This is a genomic window from Novosphingobium sp. 11B (assembly GCF_054589055.1).
In genome coordinates this window covers 39,137-56,717 of record NZ_BAAILP010000178.1, presented here as the reverse complement: position 1 = coordinate 56,717, position 17,581 = coordinate 39,137, and the positions used below count along the sequence as shown (strand labels likewise).

Sequence of the window (17,581 nt, the reverse complement as noted above, 5' to 3'; positions counted from 1 at the left end):
CGCCAGTCGGCGCCGAACTCGAACCGCCACCAGTTGGCGGGATTGCCGGTATCGACCGGGGCGGCGGTTTTGTGGAAGACCAGCGAGCCGGGCTGCGCCATCTCGGGCGGCATGCCGGGGTACTGCGCGGGATCGGGCGCGACTTCGGCGACGGTGCGATAGCCGGTCGCCGCGACGAACCGTGCGTACTGGCGGTTGGTGACGGGCGTGGCATCGATCCAGAACCCATCGACCGAAACGCGGCGCACGGGCGCTTCCTCGGGATAGAAGGTTTCCGATCCCATCGCGAACGTACCGCCGGGAATACGGACCATCCCGGCCGGCGCCTCAAGCTGCATACCCGTCATTGCGCTGTGTCCTGCAAACCGATCCACTTTCCCGGACCTTAACCGCTATGTCCACACCGGACAATGCGCCCGAGATTTCAGTGCTTTGCCGGAGGAGCTGCGCCTTTTGCTAGCATCGCGACGCCGTCCGGCGCGGCGTCGCGATGCCGGTCCGCGACGAGTTCGGCCAGCTTGTCCCGCATCGCTGGCGGCACCGTCGATCCAACCGATACCGAGAAAGCAAAGGCCACGGGTGGCACGATTGCCACCCGGTTACCGTCGGCGAAACTGCTTTACTTGCCGGGTGCGAACGTACCGATGTAGAGGCCATCCTTTCCTGCGTATTCCCTGGAGGATCGTCCTTGCAGCGAGAACGCAATATGCTGACCGTCTCGTGCAAGCGTTGACTGATGCGCTTCCGCGCCGCCACGGCTGACATTGGTTAACTGCCGGCGTTTGCCAGTCTGCCAATCCAGAACGTAGAGGTCAAAAGTCTTCCCGCCGTATTTCTGTGCAACAGCTTCGGCATCGGCCACACCTTGCTGCGTCAGGAGAAAAGACAGAAGTGCGGCCGATGCCCCGATACTCCTCTATAAGGGCTCGATGGGTCCGAAGCACGGTTCGTCTCCTCGAGACCATAGCAGATGGGGTGGATGGCTCCCGCTCACGGCATCGAGGTGCCAAGATGTGATTGCTGTCAGGCGATCACGAGCAAATAGGAGCCACCCACATGGAGATTACCACCATCGGCCTCGATTTGGCCAAGAGCATTTTCCAGGTTCATGCAGTTGATGCTGCGGGCACCGTCGTCGTCCGCAAGGCATTGCGTCGATCGCAGGTGGTGCCGTTCTTCACGAAGTTGCCGCGGTGCCTGGTCGGCATCGAAGCGTGCGGCACCTCTCATCATTGGGCACGCGCTCTGGCAAAACTCGGGCACGAGGTTCGATTGATGCCGCCTGCGTACGTTAAGCCGTATGTGAAGCGCGGCAAGACGGACGCGAATGACGCAGAGGCGATCTGCGAGGCAGTGACGCGCCAAACGATGCGGTTCGTGCCCGCGAAGTCGCCGGAACAGCAGGCGGCGCTGGCGCTGCACCGGACGCGCGACCTGTTGGTCAAGCAGCGTACTCAGCTCGTGAACATGATCCGTGGCCTGCTCGCAGAGTTTGGCATCGAGATCGTACGTGGGCTGCATCACGCGATCGAACTGGCCGCGCGGATCGCCAAGGGCGATGCGCCCGAGGTTCCTGATCTCGCCGTGCGCGTGATCACTGGCTTGGCCGGACAGATCGGCGAAGTGCAGGTTCGGCTTGCGGCGTTGGAAAAGGAGTTGCTCACTTGGCACCGGTCCAACGAACTGTCGCAGCGCCTCGGTACGATCCCGGGTGTCGGCTTGATCTCCGCGACTGCGCTTGCCGCGTCGGTAACCGACCCAGGGCGGTTTCGCTCGGGTCGGCAGTTTGCCGCCTCGCTTGGCCTGACACCGCTTCAGAACTCGAGTGGCGGCAAGGAACGGATGGGTCGGATCTCGCGCATGGGCGATCGATACCTGCGGCGCCTGCTGGTTATCGGCATGACCTCACTGGTGCGCCGCGCCCGGGCCAAACCGGACTCGGTCGATCCGCGCATCGCTGCCATGCTGGCGCGCAAACCCGCGCGGGTCGTAACCGTTGCCGCTGCCAATCGCACGGCGAGGGTCGCCTGGGCGATCATGGCGCGTGGCGGCACGTACCGTGCGCCGATCGGCGTGGCAGCATGACGGATTAGCAGCTCGACACCGAGCGGCTTCAGGAGGTTGTGAGAGCGAAGAGAAGTGATGGCGTTACCGGTCGACCGGGAGCCGGGACACCCCGCCGAAAGTCCAAGGCATCATAGCCTGCATAGCAGAGTGGGACCTAGCTCGCGGATACCATCAGGGCCAGCAGTCACGAAACGGCTGCACCAACAGGCCGGACACAAGACTGCACCCGACTAATACGCCAGATCGTCAAATCGCCACTTGCAACGCGGGAGCCATCCACACAGGACATTCGGAAAGGAATGGGTTTCGTTGTGCTGGGCGTCCGTCGGCATCGGGCTGGTCTTGCCGGTCGCGATGTCCAGCTTGTAAATGCCGTTGAACGGACGCCCTTTTTCCACGGTGAAGAACAGGATCGACTTGCCCTCGTCGATGAAGTCATAGGTTTCGATGAACGTCACCTTCGACGCAGGATCGGATTCCGGGTCCGCCAGCAGCAGCGTGCGGTCCGTCAGATAGGCCCGTTTGCCGTCATTTATGACCTGCCCCATGAGCATACGGTGCTTGGGTTCCATTTCACCCCAGGCAACGCGATCGCTGCCCGGCTTCGAGCGATCGTAATCCAGCGCTACTTCGCCCACGGCATGCGCTGACAGAGGCTGCGGCGGAAGTGAGGCGTCCGCCGGCATCCAGTAAAGGTAGGTCGTACCGTAGCGCTCCGGCTTGGCGCCGAGCGTGGCCTCGGCGGTTTCGAGCGATGCCGGTCCGGAAATCAGGTAACTGCCATCGGTGAGGTAGTAGATTCGCGATACGTATCCGCCCGCGCCCCACTTGCATGTCAGGCACTTTACCGTGCGCGTCGCGATGTCCATTTCGTAAACCGGACCCCCGGAACTTTTCCGCTGCCTGGTAGTTCACCCGCTGCGACGCGTCCATTGGTCTCGCGCACGCGGGGAACTTGGACAATGACTAACGCGCATCATGGGCCTCTGGTGTCGCCGATCGGCTCGCCCACGCAGGATGCGGACGACGGGCTCTCCGACATCGACCTGCTCCATCGGATCAGCGTGGCGCTCATCAACGAGCAGGATCGTTTCGAGCTTTATGGCAAGATCGTCGATGCCGCCGTCACGATCACGGGCTCGCAGTTCGGAACGATGCAGTTGCTGTGCCCGACCGACGATCCATCGGGCCATGGCGGCGAACTGCAGCTCTTGGCACAACGCGGCCTGCCTCCCGAGGCAGTCGGGTTCTGGCAGTGGGTGAACCCGGCGGCGTACAGCAGTTGCACCCTGGCGCTCAAATTCGGCCAGCGCGCCATCGTGCCCGACTTCGAGGAATGGGAGGAAATTAGCGGAACGCCCGATCTCCAGGCTTTTCGCGCTGCCGGCATCAGGTCGGCGCAGACTACCCCTCTGCTTTCGCGCAGTGGCAAACTGCTGGGGATGATCTCCACCCACTGGAATGCGCCGCACGAGCCTTCGGAACGCGATCTGCGCATGCTCGACATCGTGGCGCGGCAGGCCGCCGACATTCTGGAGCGCACGCTCGCCGAGGAAGCCCTGCGCCATCTCAACGAGACGCTGGAAATTCGGGTCGAGGAACGGTCCCGCGAACTGATGGCATCGGAGGATCAGGTCCGCCAGTTGCAGAAGATGGAGGCCATCGGGCAACTGACGGGCGGCGTGGCCCACGATTTCAACAATCTGCTGACCATCATCCGTTCATCCGCCGAACTTCTCGCCCGCCGCGAACTCCCGCGCGACAAGCAGAAGAAGTATATCGACGCGATAGCGGAAACGGCGGATCGCGCCGCGAAGCTGACCAGCCAGCTTCTGGCGTTTGCCAGGCGGCAGGCGCTGAAGCCCGAAGTCTTCAACGCGGCCTCGAAGGTGGGCAGCGTAGCGGACATGCTGCGCACCGTGGTGGGATCGCGGGTGGATCTCGTCGTCGATCCGATCTGTGCCTCCTGTTTCGTGGAGGTCGATGCCAGCCAGTTCGAAACCGCGCTCGTCAACATGGCGGTCAATGCACGTGATGCGATGAACGGCGAAGGGCGTATCACCATCGCGATCGAAGCCGCAGGCTCGGTGCCGCCACGGCGCGGGCATGCCGCCGCAAAGGGCGATTTCGTCAAGGTATCGGTATCGGACAGCGGATCGGGCATGCCGCCCGAACAGCTCGATCATATCTTCGAACCGTTCTTCACCACCAAGGAAGTCGGCAAGGGCACCGGCCTTGGTCTCAGCCAGGTCTATGGCTTCACCAAGCAGTCCGGCGGAGAGATCGACGTCGACAGCCTTCTTGGCAAAGGTACGATGTTCAGCCTCTACCTGCCTCGCGCCGCCGCGCCGAATGCAATTCAGGCCGTTTCGGCACCCGACGAAGTCGCCGCGAGCGAAGCCAGCATCCTCGTCGTGGAAGACAACGACCAGGTCGGAGAATTCGCTTCGCAGCTTCTTGGTGATCTCGGCTTCAGCACCCGCCGGGCCGCCAATGCCCGTGATGCCATCGCGATACTCGAGCGCGACCATGGCGAGATCGACATCGTCTTCTCGGACGTTGTCATGCCCGGGATGGACGGGGTCGAGCTTGGCAGGAATGTCCGCTCCCGCTGGCCGGCCCTGAAGGTCGTCCTGACGAGCGGTTACAGCCACGTTCTGGCCGGCGACGCACGGCATGGGTTCGCGCTGCTGCAGAAGCCTTATTCGGTGGAAGAGCTATCACGCGTCCTGCGCGATGCCCGGCAAGGCAGCGCGGCCTGATGGACATCGCTGGATCGAACCGCGGTTCTGGCGAGTTGCAGCAACGTGCCGACCGATGCGGGGCGCCTGCCCGATGCGTGCTGAAGTTCTAGGCGTCCGGCTTGTTTTGCCGGTCCATGACGCCGTCTGATCTGGGAACAGGCATCGCCCCGCTGGTCGTTCGATGAGGCAAGGTACGAGCGGTTTGCGGCATCCTTCGATGCAGGGACACCCGGCACCTTGAGCCCGATCTTGCCGGAGCCGTCGATGACCGCTCCGGCAAGGCGTCATATCAAAGGCGCCCGCGCACCCCGAAGAAGAACGAGCGGCCCGAATACTCATAGAAATTCGGAAGGTTGCGATACTCGTTGAACCGCTTGATCGCCGAGCCCAGCAGGTTTGATCCCTGCACGTAGACCGAGAAGTTGTCGGTCACGTCGTACGACAGGCTCGCCGAAACCTCGTGGTAGGGGTCTTCCTTCACCGGCAGGTACGAAAGGCTGCCCGCCTGCGCATAGGTATAGCGCGAGGTATAGCTGTACGAGACTTGCGCGCCAATGCCATGGTTCTCGTAGAACAGCTTGGCATTGGCCGAGAACGGGATCGCGCCGGGCAGGTCGGTGGTGATGCCGCCGGTCTTCGCGCGCGACTTGTTGTAGGTCAGGTTCGCCTGGATGCCGAAACCGTTGTCGAGGAAGTACTGCCCGCCCACTTCCAGCCCGTAGACGTTGGCGCTGTCGCCGTTCATCACCTGATATTCGACGAAGGAGTAGCTCTGCTGCTGGTTGGCGGGCTGGTTGGTCGGGGTGATCTGCACGTCCACCGGCACCGTCGAGACGAAGTTGGTGATGTGCTTGTAGAACGCCGCCGCCGTCAGCGCGAGGCGGTTGGTGGGGTAGAATTCGAGGCTCACGTCGAGCTGCTTGGCCTCGGTCGGCTTGAGGTTCGGATTGCCCGCGTCATAGATGATGTACGTGCCCGACTGCGCTGAAGTCGCGTCCTTGGCGGGCGAGAGTTCCCCGAAGCTGGGCCGCGAGATCGCCTCGGAAGCGGCCAGACGCAGCCGCAGCCCGTCCGCCAGATCGTAGGAGAAGTTCGCCGCCGGCAGCAGCCGCACGTAGTCGCCGCCACCGTTGATCGGCTCGACCGGGTTGAAGGTGACGGCATTGTCCTGCGTGCCTGCACGCGGGATGATGCTGGCGATGCTGGCGCCGTAGCCCACCGAGGAAACCTTGGTCGCCACCAGCCGCGCGCCGATATCCGCGCGCCACTTGTCGCCCTCCAGATTGGCCATCAGATAGCCGGCCCAGGTGCGCTCCTTGATGCGGTACGAAGCGGGCAGATCGGCCTCGATCACCTGATTGGAATAGCCCGCAGGATACGGCGAAAGCTGGCACCCCGGGATCGAAGCGCCGGTATCGTCGAGGCACGAATTGGGGTTCAGGATCGCCGGGTTGTTCTCCACCCGCGACAGTGCCGCCAGATAGGTGTCGATGTCGAAGCGCGGGAAGTTGCGAGGGAAATCGCCGTCCAGCTTGCCCAGGATCGAACCGTTGCCCGGCTTCACCACGTCCGCGCCCAACTGCCCGAAGGTGAAGGGATAGCCGCAGAAGTTACACGAGGTGGTGTACTGGTTGTCGATCGTGGCGACCGACTTCTTGCGGTTGGTGAACGAGGCGCCGAACTGGATCGACTTGAAGATCCCGCTATCGACATCATACGTGCCGTCGCCCTTCAGGCCCTGCGTGCGGTCGGCGATGTTCTGGCCCTGGATGCCGATGTAGTGGGCCCGGAAATCGTCGTTGGTCGCTTCCGACAGGCTGCGCCCGCCGGGGATGGTCACGTCGAGGTCTGGCAGCCCGCCGTTGCGCGTCGCGAATGTGGCGGAGGCGCCGGTGATGCCCGCCACCACGAAGCGGTTCTGGCCGCCGGTGTTGTCTCGCGCCTTGCCCATGTAGCCGTCGAAGCCGAACTTCAGGCGGTCGGTCGGCTTCCAGTCGATGTGGCCGCCGATCTGCCAGGTCTGGCTCTTGCGCGGCTCGTCGGTGGTGAGCACTTCGGCGGTGTAGTTGTCGATGCTGAAGCCGGTGACGACGTTGTTGGCGTCCACGCTGATCGAGCTGGGGTCCCAGCGCGGCGAACCGTCGTCACCCAGCGGGTTGAGATAGTTGGACGAACGGTAGTTGTGCTGCTTCACGTCGAAGCGGCTGTAGATGCCGTCGATCGTCAGTTCGAACTGGCTGGACGGCTTCCACTGGAACGATGCCGCCGAACCGATGCGCTCGCGCTGGCCCTGCACGGTGCCCATGCTGTAGTAGTCGGGCCAGATATAGGCCGGGCCGTTTGCGTCGGGGTTGATGGCGCCGTCACGGTTGAAGTCCACGCCGTAAGCCGCCTCGGTGCCGTCGGCCAGCGAGTATTCGCCGAGGTTGTCGGTACGGAACTTGTACTTGTTGTAGCTGACGCCGAACATCAGCCCCATCGTGTCGTCGGCGAAAGTGGTGCTGACGACGCCGCTGACCTTGTAGCCGCCTTTATCCGCCAGATCGTTGTACTGCCCCTCGACCGCGCCCGAGGCATGGAGGCCGGGGCGGTCGAGCGGGCGGGCGGTGCGCAAGTCGACGTTGCCGCCGATGCTGCCTTCAAGCTCGGAGGCGCGGACCGCCTTCTGCACTTCGGCGCCCGAGATGATCTCGGAGGGGAGGACGTCGAAGGCAAAAGAGCGGTCCGGCCCGTCGGTCGGGAGGATTCGACCGTTGAGGGTGGTGATCGCGAAATTCTCGCCGAGGCCGCGAATGGTGATCGAGCGGCCTTCGCCGCGCCCGTCGCGGCCCACGGTGACGCCGGGGATGTTGGCGAGCGCTTCGGCGACGTTGCGGTTGGGGAACTTGCCCAGTTCCTCTGCCGAGATGGCATCGACGATGGTGTCGGCGCTGCGCTTGGCCTGGATCGAGCGCAGGAGGCTGCCGCGCACGCCGCGCACGACGATCGCCTCGGCGGTTGCGGCATCGTCCTGCGCGGAGGGAACTGCTTCCGGAGCGGGGGTAGCGGTCGCGGCATCCTGCGCATGGGCGAGAGAGGCGGAGAGCAGCGCCATGGTGCTGGCTCCGGCAAGCGCCGACAAGCGCCAGGTGTTACGTCCCGTCATGTTTCCGTACCCCTATGTGATCCCGCCTTGGCCGGATCGGGGCATCGATGATTCCCGTCCGTATGGCGTGCTATATTTCGTTTTGGTAACTTGGATATTCGGAAGCTGTCAAACAGAAACGTAACGAAACATCGCTTAATGTTTGTCGCGGCGCTTCGGCGCTGTTAATGCAAACGCTCGCAGGAGTGATGAAATGGTGGTTACCCGGGACACGAGCCGCAGGCGGCAGGAAATCAGCACCCTCGTGCGCGAGCGCGGCAGCGTGCAGGTCACCGACCTTTCCGAGCGTTACGGCGTGTCGATGCAGACGATCCGCAAGGACCTTCATTTCCTTGCGAAGAAGGGTGTGGCGGAGCGCAGCTACGGCGGCGCGATCTCGGCCGATGCGGTCAACGTCGTCGCCGAACCGCCGTTGGAAATCAAGCGTGCCGCCAATCCCGACGCCAAGGCGCGGATCGGTGCGCTGGCGGCCGCGATGGTGCAACCCGGCGATTCGGTGGTGCTCGATTCGGGCACGACGACGCTGCAGATCGCTCATCACCTGCCCGATGACGAGGAGATCACCGTCCTCACCAACGATCTCGACATCCTCTGCGCGCTGGCCCGCAAGGAGCGCATCCGCGTGGTCATGCTGGGCGGCGCCCTGCGCCGCCGCAACCGCGCGTTCTACGGCGCCCAGACCGAAAGCGCACTCAGCGACCTGCATGTCGACAAGCTATTCCTCGGCGTCGATGGTTTCGATTTCGAGCGCGGCATCACCACGCATTACGAACCCGAAGCGATGCTGAACCGAAAGATGGCGAAAGCCGCGCGGCAGGTGATCGCGGTGACCGACCGCTCGAAATTCGGCAAGGTCTGCCTCCACCGCATCCTCAACGTCGAGGAGATCGACGACCTCGTCACCGACGCGGCCGACAGTGACGCGGTGCAGTCTGCTGCGGACCGTCTGGGGTTCCGCCTGCACCGCGCATAAGGCGCGTAGGGTAGGGCTAGGGTACTGTTAGGTGCCGTTGAGTGCCGGTAGAACCGGCACTCGATTTTCCGGTATTACCCTTTGATATTGAAGAGCTTTCTGGCGTTCTTCCAATAGATCTTGTCGATCACCGACTTCGGCAGGTTGAGCCCGACCGCATCGGCCTGGATCGCTTCTACCCGCTGGCTGAGCGGTGTCGCCAGATAGCGCCAGTCCGCCCGCCACACGGCATCGGCCTCACCCGGAAAATCATCGGTAGCCGGCGGATTCTGCGCCCGTGCCGCCGGGTCCGGCGGACTGTCGGTCAGGTCGGTGCCATACAGGATACGATCCTGATATTTCACGAAAAATGCCCGGACCTTGGCCACATCGGCATTGGACTGCACCTGCAGGTTTGACAACCGCGCCGCCAGATCGACCACCGCCCCCGGATGGGCATCGAAGAACTTCGCCAGCTCATCGACGCTCCACTCCAGACTGGCCATGTGCGCCCCGTCGAACGCCAGCTTCGGATGCCGAGCCACGAACCGGTCCCGCGCCGCCATCAGCGCCTCGTAACTCGGCTCCTCGGGGTGCAGAAACATATAATATTCAGGATGTTCGCGGAAATACGAGCGATCGTTCTCGGTCGTCATCTGCTCCAGCGGCAACCAGCAGTTCTTCGGCTCTGCCTGATGCGCGATCAGCGGAATCCCGCGGCTTTCGAGATGCGCCATGACCCCATCGAACCGCGGATCATCCAGAAAAACCCGCTTCCCCTCCGGGTCCTTGGCCACCATCCCTATGTTCTTCCAGACTTTCACCGCAACCGCCCCCTTGGCGACCGCCGCATCGATCATCGCATCCGTCCGCTCGGTCCAACCCGGCGTCCCGAATCCATCCATCGGAAACGTTGTGGCAAAGTGGAAGACCCTGGCGTCCGCCTTGCGCATCGACCCCGCGATTGCGGCTTGCTCCGGCAGCGGCGGAAAATCCGGATAATCGACATTGATCGACAAAATCTCGAACCGATCCCGCCGCGCCACTGCGATGAAACGCGGGTCATCGACATTGGCATGAACATGCGCATCGAACTTGGCGACATGCGCGAAGTCCGCCTCGGTATAATGTTGCTCGGCAGGCGCGGCGACGGCAACCGAGGCCGTCAGTGCGGCACTCGAAAACAGTGCCATTTTGACCAGATTCCGCACGGATCAGCCTCCTTCAAACGAAAACGAAAGAAAACGCATCAAAAAACTGTGTTTTTGGATTGCATGGCGGATTGCGCTGGTGCAAGTCTTTTCTCGTGAGGTCGCCGAGCGTGGAACGTTCGATGCGCAAGTCCATCAGGAGAGTGCGGACATGTCATTCAGCCCCGTAACCCGTCGCGCGGCACTGGCCCGGCTGATGACCGGCGCCACGATCGCGGCCGCGAGCGGGCCTCTGCTCTCCGGCAAGGTCTGGGCCGCGACTGCGGCGACCACGCGCGTCACCGACGGCACGCTGACCATCGAGTTCGACGCCGCGATGCGTTCGCGCCTGCTTCATCGCGGGCAGGAAATCGCGCCATGGGCCGCGGCCGAGGCGCTGTTCCCGCTGGAAGGCGCGGCGTTCGACCGCTTCGTGCTGCTCGATCACGCCGAATCCAAGGTCGCCGGTGGCCGCCGTCATGTCCTGCGCGGCACGGCTGGCGGCGCGCTGGAACAGGAAATCGCGGTCACGTTCCTCGATCGCTTCCCCGGCCTCGCGCTGTACAACGTGCGCTATCGCAATACCGGCGACAAGCCGTTGGCGGTCACCGGCTGGCGGATCGCCATGCACGATCTGCACGGCCATCCCGATGGCGCCTGGAGCTTCGCCGGGGCGTCCTATCCCGACCGGCGCGACTGGGTGCAGAAGGTCAGTCCCGGCTTCGAGCAGCGCAACTTCATGGGCATGAACGGCTCGGATTACGGAGGCGGCACGCCCGTCGCGGTGGTCTGGCGCCGCGATGTCGGATTGGCGGTCGGGCATCTGGAGACGGTGCCGCGGCTCGTGGCGCTGCCCGTCTCGGCGCAGCCCGGCGGCACGCGGATCGGCATGACCGGCGAGGCAAATCAACTGCTTGCGCCGGGCGCCACGCTGGCACTGCCACGCGCCTTCGTGATGGCGCATGAGGGCGACCATTTCCGTCCGCTCGACGCCTATCGCCAGCTCATGGCCGAACAGGGGCTCAAGGCGCCCGCGATCCCGGATTCGAGCTACGGCGCGATCTGGTGCGCCTGGGGCTACGAGCGCAAGTTCACGCCCGAACAGATCTACGGCGCGCTGCCCAAGGCGAAGGAACTCGGCTTCGAATGGGCGGTGATCGACGACGGCTGGCAGATCGCGGATGGCGACTGGCGGGTCGACCGCAGCCGCTTCCCGCGCGGTGACGCCGACATGAAGGCCTTCGCCGACCGCATCAAGGCCGATGGGATGCGCCCGCGCCTCTGGCTGGCACCGCTGGCGGCCGATCCCGGCACGCCGCTGCTGCGCGATCATGCCGACATGTTGCTGCTCGACCGCGACGGCGCGGCGCAGAACGTGACCTGGTGGAACGCCTTCACGCTCTGCCCGGCCTATCAGCCGACCATCGATTATTTCCGCGGCGTCGTGCGCACGATCATCGGTGAGTGGGGCTTCGAGGGCCTGAAGCTGGACGGCCAGCATCTCAATGGCGTCGCTCCGTGCCACAACCCGGCGCATAACCACGCGCGGCCTGAGGAATCCTATGAAAAGCTGCAGGATTTCTGGAAGGCGATCTACGACGAGGTCATGGCGATTAATCCGCAGGCGGTCGTCGAGATCTGCCCCTGCGGCGACAGCTTCGCCTTCCACAATATCCCGGCGATGAACAACACGCCCGCGTCGGACCCGACCTCCTCGTGGCAGGTGCGGCTCAAGGGCAAGACCTTCAAGGCGCTGATGGGGCCCTCCGCGCCGTACTCCGGCGACCATGTCGAACTGACCGAGACGCGCGACGATTTCGCCTCCACATACGGCATCGGCGCGATCCCCTCGACGAAGTTCACCTGGCCCGAGGATACGCCCAGCCCTTCCGAACCGCTGCCGCCCGGCGGCTTCAAGCTGACGGCGGACAAGGAGAAGGTCTGGCGCAAGTGGATCGATCTCTACCGTGAAAACATGCTGCCCAAGGGGAGGTATCTCGGCGGGCTTTACGACATCGGTTTCGACAAGCCCGAGGCGCACGCGATCGAGAAGGACGGAGTGCTGCACTATGCCTTCTACGCTGATAGCTGGGACGGGCCGGTCAGTCTGCGCGGGTTGGGGGCAGGGCGCTATGTCCTGACGGACGGCTTTACTGGCGCTCCGCTGGGCAGTGCCACCGCGAAACAGAACGGCATTCCGGCGAAGTTCGAGCGGTTCCTGCTCGTGCGTGCAACTCCCGCAAAGGCAGCCAAGGCATGAGCACCGTCACCGCACCTTCCAGCCGGGCATGGCTGGTGAATGCCCTCGCCACCGTGGTGCTATGGGGTGTCTGGGGTGCGTTTTCGGGTCTATCGCCGCAGCACGGGTTTCCCGAAACGCTGGTCTACTGCGTCTGGGCGCTGACCATGATTCCCCCGGCGCTGGTGGTTCTGGCCGGTGCGCGCTGGGCGCTCGACCGGTCACCTCGCGCGATCGCCTATGGGCTTGCGGTGGGCCTGCTGGGCGCGGGCGGGCAGATGGTGCTGTTCTATGCCGTGGCGCGCGGGCCAGCCTATCTGATCTTTCCGATCATCTCGCTTTCCCCTGTGGTCACGATCGCGCTGTCCTTCGTGTTCATGCGGGAGCGGACCGGCAGGCTCGGCGCGCTGGGGATCGTGCTGGCGCTGCTGGCGCTGCCGACCTTCGACTTCGCGCCCGGCAGCAGCGGCGGAGCCTCCGCCGCGTGGCTGGTCCCGGCGATGATCGTGATGCTGTGCTGGGGCGTGCAGGCCTACTTCATGAAGGCGGCCAACCACGTCATGTCGGGCGAGAGCATCTTCGTCTACATGACGCTCTCCGCGCTCGTGCTGATCCCGGTCGCCTGGGCGATGACGGACTTCACGAAAGCGGTGAACTGGGGCTGGGACGGACCGGGCCTTGCCGCCGTGATCCAGGTGCTCAACGCCATCGGCGCGCTGACGTTGGTGTTCGCCTTCCGCTACGGCAAGGCGATCATCGTCGCGCCGCTGTCCAATGCCGGTGCACCGCTTGCCACGGCGCTGCTGTCTCTGGCGGTGCTGGGCGTGGTGCCGGGGCCGCTCAAGAGCCTGGGCATCGGCCTTGCGCTGCTGGCCTCGCTGCTTCTCGCCATCGAACCGGACGCCAAGGACGAGGACGCCGTTCCTGCAGAATGATGGTTTCGATTAGTTTCGATTAGTTGCGTTTAAAGTTTCGTTGCGCTACCCGTCGAGGCGAAAGGAAGCGATGTGAAAGCGATTCGAGATATCGTGCTGCGGCACAAGGCGGGCGAACGCATCGGCGTGACTTCGGTATGCTGCGCGCACCCGCTGGCGATCGAAGCGGCGCTGCGCCACGCGCTGGCGACCGGCCAGGACATCCTCCTCGTCGAGGCAACCTGCAACCAGGTGAACCAGGACGGCGGCTACACCGGCATGACCCCCGCCGATTACCGCGACTTCGTGGGCGCCATCGCGCAGCGCGTCGGCTTCCCGGTCGAACGGCTGGCGCTGGGCGGCGATCATCTCGGTCCCAATCCCTGGACCGGGCTGCCTGCGGCCGAGGCGATGGACCGGGCGGAAGTGATGGTCGCGGCTTACGTGCGCTCCGGGTTCGGCAAGATCCATCTCGACTGCTCGATGAGCTGCGCCGACGATCCGGTGCCGCTGCCCGAACGGACCATCGCCGAACGTGCGGCGCGCCTGTGCCGGGCCGCCGAAGATGCCTTCGAGGGCATGGCCGCGGACGCGCCGGTCTATGTGATCGGCACCGAGGTTCCCGTGCCGGGCGGCGCGGCGGAAGACCTCGACGAACTGGCCGTCACTGATCCGGCCGACGCCATCGCCACGGTCGAGATGCACCGCGCACTGTTCGCCGAGGCGGGGCTGTCCGCTGCATGGGACCGCGTGATCGCCACCGTCGTCCAGCCGGGCGTCGAGTTCGATCACGACAAGGTCGTCGATTACCGTCCCGAGCGCGCCACCGGACTGAGCCGCGCGATCGAGCCGGTCGCGGGGCTGGTCTACGAAGCGCATTCGACCGATTATCAGACCGCCGAGGCGCTTGCCGCGCTGGTGCGCGATCATTTCGCGGTGCTCAAGGTCGGCCCCGGCGTGACATTCGCGCTGCGTGAGGCGCTCTGGGCGCTCGATGCGATCGAGGCGGAAACCGTACCGGCTCCTCGCCGTGCGGGGCTTCGCGAAGTCGCGCTGGAGCGCATGCGCGCCGAGCCGGGTAACTGGCGCAAGTATTACCATGCGCAAGGGGCGGCGCTGAGCCTGCAGCTGCAGTACAGCCTTTCCGACCGCATCCGCTACTACTGGCCCGACGCGCGCATCGTCGCCGCGCAGGAGCAGTTGTTCGCCAACTTGCGCGACATGGTGCCCTCGCTGCCGCTGGTCAGCCAGCACTTGCCGCTTGCCTATGCGGCAGTGCGCGCCGGGACCGCGTCGCTCGATCCCGCAGACCTTGTCATGGCGCATATCGCCGCCACTCTCGACGCCTATCATGGAGCTTGCCACCCCGATGCCTGACGCCCTGCTGGTTCCCGGAACGCCGGGCAACGACGCCGAACCCTGGACTCGCCGGGAGATCGCGCAGCAGCCCGAAACGCTGCGCGCGACACAAGCGATCCTGAGCGCGAACAAGGCCGCGATCGAAGCCTTCACCGGCCCGATCCTGCCCAACCCTCATGCGCGCATCGTGCTGACAGGAGCAGGCACCTCGGCCTTCATCGGCGAGTGTCTGGCTCCGTGGCTCTCGGGCGTGCTCGGCCGTTCGGTGGAAGCGATCGCGACGACCGACATCGTCAGTTCGCCCGCGCTTTACCTCCGCCGCGAGGTGCCGACGCTGCTTGTCTCGTTCGGGCGTTCAGGCAGTAGCCCGGAGAGCGTGGCCGCCGTCGATCTGGTCGACGCGCATATCGATCAGGCCTATCACCTCGTTATCACCTGCAATGCCGAGGGTGAACTGGCGCAGCGCAGCGGTGGCAACACCCATGTCGTCGTGCTGCCCGAGGCGACGCACGACCGGGGCTTTGCGATGACGTCCAGCTTCAGCGCGATGATGTTCGCCGCGCTCTCGATCCTGAGCGGGATCGCGGCGCTGGACGGCCGCATCGAGGCGATCGCCTCCGCCGTGGCCGCCACCCATGCGCAGAGCGGGCCGGTGGTGGAGACGCTGGCCGAGCGCGGTTTCAAGCGGGTCGTATACCTCGGCAGCGGCCCGTTCAAGGGGCTGGCGCGCGAGGCGGCGCTCAAGCTGATGGAACTGAGCGACGGTGCGGTAGTGACGGCGTTCGACACCGCGCTGGGCTTTCGCCACGGCCCCAAGACGATCATCGACGGTGAGACGCTGGCGGTGGTCTTCGTCTCCAACGATCCGCTGACCCGGCTCTACGATCTCGACATCATCGCCGAACTGAAGGCCGACGGGCACAGCGGGGCAGTGGTCGTGGTTTCGACCAACCCGGATGACAAGGCCGACGTATCGGTGCCCGGCCTGCTGGGCGCGGTGGATGCGGACCTGCTGTTCCCGTTCATCGTTCCCGCGCAGCTTTTCGGCCTTGCCGTTTCGATCGAACTGGGCCTCACGCCTGATCGCCCGAACGCCAGCGGCACCGTCAACCGCGTTGTCCAGGGCGTGCGGATCCACGCGCAACCAGTATGAGCGGCGGCGTCTTCCTCGGCGTTGATGGCGGCGGCACCAAGACCGAGTTCGTCTGCATCGACGGCGGTGGAGAGGTGCTCGCCACCGCTCTGGCGGGCACGACCTATCATCTCCAGGTCGGCTTCGACGAAGTGGTGCGGCGGCTCGAAACCGGCGCCGCGCAAGTCTGCGCGGCGATCGGCATCACGCCGCAGGGCATCGACCATGCGTTCTTCGGCCTGCCTGCCTATGGCGAGGACCGCGACATCGATCCGCGCATCCACGCGGCATGCGGCGCGGTGCTGGGCCATGATCGCTACGATGTCGGCAACGACATGGTCTGCGGTTGGGCCGGATCGCTGGGCGGCGAGGACGGCATCAACATCGTCGCCGGGACCGGCTCGATCGGCTATGGCGAACGGCAGGGCAAGGCTGCCCGCGCCGGTGGCTGGGGCGAAGTCTTCAGCGATGAGGGATCGGCCTACTGGATCGCCATCAAGGGGCTTGCGCTGTTCACCCGCATGAGCGACGGACGCACTCCGCGCGGGCCGCTCCACGAAACGCTCCGCACCGCGCTGTCGCTCGAGGACGACCTCGACGTGTGCGGGCGAGTCATGGGGCCGCCAGGCATGGGGCGTAGCGAGATCGCGGGTTTGGCCGGACTGGTCTCCGATGCCGCCATGGCCGGAGACGAGGCGGCGGGGGCCATCCTCGACGAAGCGGCGCGCGAACTGGGGGACATGGCCCTGGCACTGCGCGCGGCGCTTGGATTTGCGGAAGGCACGGCTGTCCCGCTATCGTGGTCGGGCGGCGTGCTGAGCCGTGAAGCCCGGGTCCGCGAAGAGTTCCTCCGCATCGCAAGCGCCCATGGCTTTTCCCTGCACGAGCCGATGTTCTCGCCCGGCTATGGTTCTGCTCTTTATGCCAAAAACCTGGGGCTTCGAAACGCAAGCCGATAGGGTGTTGCAGGGACTGCGATGTCCCCCAAAAAAAGCGGCGGGCCTTGGCCCGCCGCATGATCCTCTGGAGGGAGGTTGAACCGTCAGAACTGGGTGCGCTTGGTATAGCCGTTGTCGACCAGGATGTTGGCGCCGGTCATCGCCTTGCACGCCGGCGAGACGACGAAAGCCACCGCCTTGGCGAGTTCCTCGCCGGTGGTGAAGCGGCCCGAGGGCATGTTGGCGAGCGTCGCGTTGTAGAAGTCCGGCATGGCGGCCTGGATCTTGGGCCAGGGGCCGTCCTCGGTCATGACCGGGCCCGGGGTGATGCAGTTCACGCGGATGCCTTCGCCCGCCAGCGCCTGCGCCAGTGACGAGGAATAGTTCATCACGGCGGCCTTGAGGGCGTTGTAGGGCTGGACGCCCATGAATTCCTCGACCGCGCCGGTCGAGCTGAAGCACACGATCGCGGCGTTGTCCGACTTGGCAAGGTGCGGGCGGGCCGCCGCGATGCCGCGCCGCATCGGCAGGATGTCGGCCTGGATCACGGCTTCCCACGCGGCGTCGGTGTCTTCGCCGAGGTTGGTGGACGTGAAGCTGATGAAGATGTCGCAGCCGCCGAGCGCCTCGGCCGCCTTGTCGACGAAGGCGGGGACGGCCTCGACCTGCGTGACGTCAAGCGCCTCGCCGTAGGTCTTCACGCCGGAAGCGGCGACCTCCGACAGCACGTTGTCCACCTTGTCCTGCGAGCGGCCGCAGATGGCGATGTCGCAGCCTTCGGCTGACAGCACATGCGCGACTACGCGGCCGATGCCGCCGTTCGCGCCCACGAGGATGGCCTTGAGGCCCTTCAGTCCGAGATCCATGTCTTGCGCTCCTCTGCCACGCGCGTGGTTTCTTG

At 64.9% G+C, this 17,581-nt stretch carries 15 protein-coding genes; 8 read left to right on the top strand and 7 right to left on the bottom strand.

Annotated elements, in window-relative coordinates:
• The 3 genes from ACYPYD_RS16835 to ACYPYD_RS16825 all read right to left on the bottom strand — a co-directional run.
• The coding region (locus tag ACYPYD_RS16835; protein WP_459664325.1) for an SUMF1/EgtB/PvdO family nonheme iron enzyme at positions 1-347 on the bottom strand (347 nt) is incomplete at its 3' end.
• Positions 348-424: 77 nt separating this feature from the next.
• Positions 425-577: a hypothetical protein gene (locus ACYPYD_RS16830; RefSeq protein ID WP_459664323.1), complete on the bottom strand. Its 153-nt coding sequence runs from the start codon at positions 575-577 to the stop codon at positions 425-427.
• 42 nt (positions 578-619) lie between these two features.
• On the bottom strand, positions 620-862 hold the full coding sequence (locus ACYPYD_RS16825; protein WP_155986410.1) for a TolB-like translocation protein: 243 nt from the start codon (positions 860-862) through the stop codon (positions 620-622).
• A gap of 194 nt (positions 863-1,056) precedes the next feature.
• Between ACYPYD_RS16825 and ACYPYD_RS16820 the strand changes: the two genes are divergently transcribed.
• A complete protein-coding gene (locus ACYPYD_RS16820; RefSeq protein WP_459664322.1) occupies positions 1,057-2,085 on the top strand; it encodes an IS110 family RNA-guided transposase in 1,029 nt (342 codons plus the stop codon).
• 212 nt (positions 2,086-2,297) lie between these two features.
• Here the strand turns inward: ACYPYD_RS16820 and ACYPYD_RS16815 are convergent, their stop codons facing one another.
• Positions 2,298-2,936 carry a hypothetical protein gene (locus tag ACYPYD_RS16815; protein ID WP_459664321.1) on the bottom strand — a complete coding sequence of 213 codons (639 nt, stop codon included), beginning with the start codon at positions 2,934-2,936 and terminating at the stop codon, positions 2,298-2,300.
• 93 nt (positions 2,937-3,029) lie between these two features.
• Between ACYPYD_RS16815 and ACYPYD_RS16810 the strand changes: the two genes are divergently transcribed.
• Positions 3,030-4,829, top strand: a complete 1,800-nt coding sequence (locus tag ACYPYD_RS16810) for a GAF domain-containing hybrid sensor histidine kinase/response regulator (protein ID WP_459664319.1) — start codon at positions 3,030-3,032, stop codon at positions 4,827-4,829.
• A 271-nt stretch (positions 4,830-5,100) separates the two neighbouring features.
• Here ACYPYD_RS16810 and ACYPYD_RS16805 read toward each other — a convergent pair whose 3' ends face one another.
• Positions 5,101-7,956, bottom strand: a complete 2,856-nt coding sequence (locus tag ACYPYD_RS16805; RefSeq protein WP_459664318.1) for a TonB-dependent receptor — start codon at positions 7,954-7,956, stop codon at positions 5,101-5,103.
• Positions 7,957-8,149: 193 nt separating this feature from the next.
• Here ACYPYD_RS16805 and agaR point away from each other — a divergent pair, with 193 nt between their 5' ends.
• The gene (gene agaR, locus ACYPYD_RS16800; RefSeq protein ID WP_459664315.1) at positions 8,150-8,929 is read left to right on the top strand and encodes a transcriptional repressor AgaR; all 780 of its coding nucleotides are present in this window, start codon (positions 8,150-8,152) and stop codon (positions 8,927-8,929) included.
• Positions 8,930-9,003: 74 nt separating this feature from the next.
• Here the strand turns inward: agaR and ACYPYD_RS16795 are convergent, their stop codons facing one another.
• Entirely contained in the window at positions 9,004-10,119 is a 1,116-nt protein-coding gene (locus tag ACYPYD_RS16795) for an amidohydrolase family protein (protein ID WP_459664312.1), read from the bottom strand.
• Positions 10,120-10,270: 151 nt separating this feature from the next.
• On the opposite strand from ACYPYD_RS16795, the gene ACYPYD_RS16790 reads away from it, so the two are divergent.
• From ACYPYD_RS16790 to ACYPYD_RS16770, 5 genes are all read left to right on the top strand, one after another.
• The gene (locus ACYPYD_RS16790; protein ID WP_459664309.1) at positions 10,271-12,358 is read left to right on the top strand and encodes a glycoside hydrolase family 36 protein; all 2,088 of its coding nucleotides are present in this window, start codon (positions 10,271-10,273) and stop codon (positions 12,356-12,358) included.
• Positions 12,355-13,272, top strand: a complete 918-nt coding sequence (locus ACYPYD_RS16785) for an EamA family transporter (RefSeq protein ID WP_459664307.1) — start codon at positions 12,355-12,357, stop codon at positions 13,270-13,272. Before ACYPYD_RS16790 ends, ACYPYD_RS16785 begins: the two co-directional genes overlap by 4 nt.
• Positions 13,273-13,344: 72 nt before the next feature.
• The gene (locus tag ACYPYD_RS16780; protein ID WP_459664305.1) at positions 13,345-14,628 is read left to right on the top strand and encodes a D-tagatose-bisphosphate aldolase, class II, non-catalytic subunit; all 1,284 of its coding nucleotides are present in this window, start codon (positions 13,345-13,347) and stop codon (positions 14,626-14,628) included.
• Positions 14,621-15,763, top strand: coding sequence for an SIS domain-containing protein (locus ACYPYD_RS16775; protein WP_459664304.1), 1,143 nt, complete (start codon positions 14,621-14,623; stop codon positions 15,761-15,763). Before ACYPYD_RS16780 ends, ACYPYD_RS16775 begins: the two co-directional genes overlap by 8 nt.
• Positions 15,760-16,701 (top strand): N-acetylglucosamine kinase, encoded by a 942-nt coding sequence (locus ACYPYD_RS16770; protein WP_459664302.1) that lies wholly within the window; start codon positions 15,760-15,762, stop codon positions 16,699-16,701. Before ACYPYD_RS16775 ends, ACYPYD_RS16770 begins: the two co-directional genes overlap by 4 nt.
• An 83-nt stretch (positions 16,702-16,784) precedes the next feature.
• Here ACYPYD_RS16770 and ACYPYD_RS16765 read toward each other — a convergent pair whose 3' ends face one another.
• Positions 16,785-17,546: an SDR family NAD(P)-dependent oxidoreductase gene (locus ACYPYD_RS16765; protein ID WP_459664301.1), complete on the bottom strand. Its 762-nt coding sequence runs from the start codon at positions 17,544-17,546 to the stop codon at positions 16,785-16,787.
• Positions 17,547-17,581: the final 35 nt, after the last annotated feature.

Bases quoted from the DNA above. Each gene is read 5' to 3' on its own strand.
- ACYPYD_RS16775 (WP_459664304.1), top strand. From the start codon at position 14,621: ATGCCTGACGCCCTGCTGGTTCCCGGAACGCCGGGCAACGACGCCGAA.
- ACYPYD_RS16765 (WP_459664301.1), bottom strand. From the start codon at position 17,546: ATGGATCTCGGACTGAAGGGCCTCAAGGCCATCCTCGTGGGCGCGAAC.
- ACYPYD_RS16785 (WP_459664307.1), top strand. From the start codon at position 12,355: ATGAGCACCGTCACCGCACCTTCCAGCCGGGCATGGCTGGTGAATGCC.
- ACYPYD_RS16770 (WP_459664302.1), top strand. From the start codon at position 15,760: ATGAGCGGCGGCGTCTTCCTCGGCGTTGATGGCGGCGGCACCAAGACC.
- ACYPYD_RS16805 (WP_459664318.1), bottom strand. From the start codon at position 7,956: ATGACGGGACGTAACACCTGGCGCTTGTCGGCGCTTGCCGGAGCCAGC.
- ACYPYD_RS16810 (WP_459664319.1), top strand. From the start codon at position 3,030: ATGACTAACGCGCATCATGGGCCTCTGGTGTCGCCGATCGGCTCGCCC.
- ACYPYD_RS16820 (WP_459664322.1), top strand. From the start codon at position 1,057: ATGGAGATTACCACCATCGGCCTCGATTTGGCCAAGAGCATTTTCCAG.
- agaR (WP_459664315.1), top strand. From the start codon at position 8,150: ATGGTGGTTACCCGGGACACGAGCCGCAGGCGGCAGGAAATCAGCACC.
- ACYPYD_RS16815 (WP_459664321.1), bottom strand. From the start codon at position 2,936: ATGGACATCGCGACGCGCACGGTAAAGTGCCTGACATGCAAGTGGGGC.
- ACYPYD_RS16790 (WP_459664309.1), top strand. From the start codon at position 10,271: ATGTCATTCAGCCCCGTAACCCGTCGCGCGGCACTGGCCCGGCTGATG.